Source organism: Chamaesiphon polymorphus CCALA 037, assembly GCF_003003845.1.
Taxonomy (GTDB): domain Bacteria; phylum Cyanobacteriota; class Cyanobacteriia; order Cyanobacteriales; family Chamaesiphonaceae; genus Chamaesiphon; species Chamaesiphon polymorphus.
Genome location: NZ_PVWO01000648.1, coordinates 1 through 2,712, shown reverse-complemented (window position 1 = coordinate 2,712; position 2,712 = coordinate 1). Strand labels below are relative to the sequence as shown.

Below are 2,712 nucleotides of genomic sequence, written 5' to 3'. Positions count from 1 at the left end.
TTTATGAGGAGACGAATCTTGACTAGGAGAGGGGGAGAGGGGGAGACGAGGGGACTGGGAGAGCGTTAATAACTAATAATAGTTTTCTAGATTTAGATGCAGAAAATTTGGTTTTAATGGCATTCAAACCTTCAGAAGCTCTAAATCGATCGTGGGTATTGCGGTGTTATGAAAGTCATGGAGTTGAAGGGGAAATTGAGTTGACTGGCGATCTGGATTTAGGGATCGATCGAGTCATAAATATCCTCGAAGAACCACTCTTAGATCCGGCAGATACTATCGTTAAACCTTGGCAAATTAAGAGTTTTGGGGTTTCGACTTAATTTTAAGTCTGGACTGCAAACTTGTCGGGATGAATGCCATGATTTACCCACATAATCGCCTCCTCTGCACTTGTCATCTCTGGTGGAACGCGCAGAATATGAATGTGCCCAGTCGATGGACAAGTCATCTTGAGCAATACCATCGGCTCTCTATCGATCGGTTCGTCATCTTCATATACTGCTTCTACACCATCGATTTTGAGCAGCGTATATTCCCGCCAAACATCGAGCTTGTCGGTATTTAATTCTTCGCAAATTTTCTCGTATCCTACCTGTTGGATTAAAACACGTCTAATTTCAGCATTATCTTCATCTAAAAGCCATTCAGCTCTCCAATCACTAAACTTAATCCAATATCTACAGGGTAGATCCACTCCCAAAAATATGATTGTTTCTAATTTAGGTAAGTCTTGTAAGATCGACAAATCTGTTAATGGGTTTTGGTCTATAGATAAATTTGTTAGATGACTCAGCCTTGCTAGGCTATCTGGCAGCATAGTTAGTTGATTTTCATCTAAATTTAGAGTTGTTAATTTAGAGAGATTACCAATATCCTCTGGCAATCTAGTTAGTTGATTTTCATTTAGACATAGTGTGTTCAGGTTAACAAGATTAACGATACTACTTGGCAAACAAGTTAATTGGTTAGCTCCAATATTTAGGTATGTTAAGCTAGCCAAGCTTCCAATATTTCTAGGTAGGGTATTTATCTGATTTCTAGCTAAATTTAATGTTTTCAATTCTGACAAATCATTAATATTTTCTGGTATTCTAGCGATTTGATTTTCACTCAAATTTAGATAGGCCAATCTAGAGAGACTGCATATATTACTAGGCATGTCGAGTAACTGATTACCTTCTAGATATAGGCCGATTAAATTACTAAATGATTCAATATTAAATGGCAGCTTATTTAATTGATTGTTTTTTAAACCTAAATAAATTAGTGAATTGCGGAGATTTTCAAACTCCAGTGGTAGACTAGTTAAACTATTGTTGCTTAAATATAGTTGTTGCAGATTCAGAAGATTGCCGATGCTACTTGGTAAATTAGTTATTTGATTGTTACTTAAAAATAGCTGCGTTAAATTGGCAAGGCGGCCAATGCTAGTTGGCAGGCTATTCAAATTATTGTTAATCAAAGATAATTTAGTTGCTCGATCGATACTAGCTTTCTCAATTATCTGTTCTAATTCTGCCTGTTCCATATTAAATTTTCAAGATGACAAAAAATTGGGGTATCTACAAGTAGATACCCCCAGCGTATTTAATCAGCTACATATCGCCAACCTTCGGGCGAGTATTCGCGTTGGATGCGGATTTCCCAATCGCCTTGGGGGATAGTTACCTCTGCATGTTCCTCGTGGGTGAGAACGGCAGTCGGGGATAAAACTTTGAGGTACAATACGCCATCGCGCTCGAATAATTCGGCTTCACCATTGCTAATGCGGTGGCGGTGTCCGGTAACTTCGCCTTCGGCGAGCGTCAGGTGCGGAAGTTTGGTACCTGTGGCGGATGTGTCGCTGGGAATGATGAGGACGTCGCCTTGTCTGAGAATGGGATTCATAGATTTTCAACCTCTAATTACGTGCTGTATTTATCTTACCCAATTCGATCGATAACATGACAGTAGATTGTATCGATCGAGTGCCGCTAAATAGATTTATCGATCGGGATGAATGCCATACTTTATCTAAGTAGTTAAAAGAATTAGATCTCAAGAGCTAAATTATTATGTCGGCGAGTTTGGCACCCATCTCAAAAAACAGCGATTGCCATGCTGCTCGATAATTTCTGCACCCAATCGATCGTAAAATTTCAGCCCACGGGTATTTCTAGCATCCGCCGTCCAAGCCAGATGGGTACAGTTATTTTCGGCGGCAATACGCGCTAATTGAGCCATTAATGCCGCGCCTGCACCTCGACTTCTCATTCGATCGTCTATGAATAAATCGTCAAGCCAAATGCTGGGCTGACCTGCAAATGATGAGTACCGGAATTGATATAATGCAAAGCCAATCGGACGATCTGACAACTCTGCAAACAAGACGTAAGCAAAGGGAATTAATCCAAAAAGTGTTTGGTGAATTTTAGTTTCAGATACTTGTAAAATGCCAGAAAAGGCACCGATGTTTCGGTCGAATTCTGATTTCTTTTGAATGAATGACAGAATCAGCGCGACATCATTGGGAGTGGCAGATCGAACTTGCATCTATCGATAATTAGCGATCGAGAAAAGTAGCTAAACTGGTGATGTCGCCCGGTTTGGAAAAGAGATTTCTAACACGATACAACCGATATCTGTAGTAAATGGCCCATGAACCTCACCTGGTGGTCTACTGGCATAATGACCAGTTTCCAGCCATAGATCGAAGGCTTTATCGTACAG

At 40.2% G+C, this 2,712-nt stretch carries 4 protein-coding genes; 1 reads left to right on the top strand and 3 read right to left on the bottom strand.

All coding sequences use genetic code 11. The features are described 5' to 3' along the window. Positions 1-116: 116 nt before the first annotated feature. On the top strand, positions 117-323 hold the full coding sequence (locus C7B77_RS27750; protein ID WP_245894486.1) for a glycosyl hydrolase-related protein: 207 nt from the start codon (positions 117-119) through the stop codon (positions 321-323). Positions 324-325: 2 nt separating this feature from the next. On the opposite strand, the gene C7B77_RS27745 is transcribed toward C7B77_RS27750, so the two are convergent. The 3 genes from C7B77_RS27745 to C7B77_RS27735 all read right to left on the bottom strand — a co-directional run bounded on the left by C7B77_RS27745 (position 326) and on the right by C7B77_RS27735 (position 2,535). Beyond that, the gene (locus C7B77_RS27745; protein WP_106312672.1) at positions 326-1,531 is read right to left on the bottom strand and encodes a leucine-rich repeat domain-containing protein; all 1,206 of its coding nucleotides are present in this window, start codon (positions 1,529-1,531) and stop codon (positions 326-328) included. 59 nt (positions 1,532-1,590) lie between these two features. Continuing rightward, a complete protein-coding gene (locus C7B77_RS27740; RefSeq protein WP_015159992.1) occupies positions 1,591-1,890 on the bottom strand; it encodes a hypothetical protein in 300 nt (99 codons plus the stop codon). 165 nt (positions 1,891-2,055) lie between these two features. Continuing rightward, positions 2,056-2,535 carry a GNAT family N-acetyltransferase gene (locus C7B77_RS27735; RefSeq protein ID WP_106312668.1) on the bottom strand — a complete coding sequence of 160 codons (480 nt, stop codon included), beginning with the start codon at positions 2,533-2,535 and terminating at the stop codon, positions 2,056-2,058. Between the last annotated feature and the right edge of the window lie 177 nt (positions 2,536-2,712).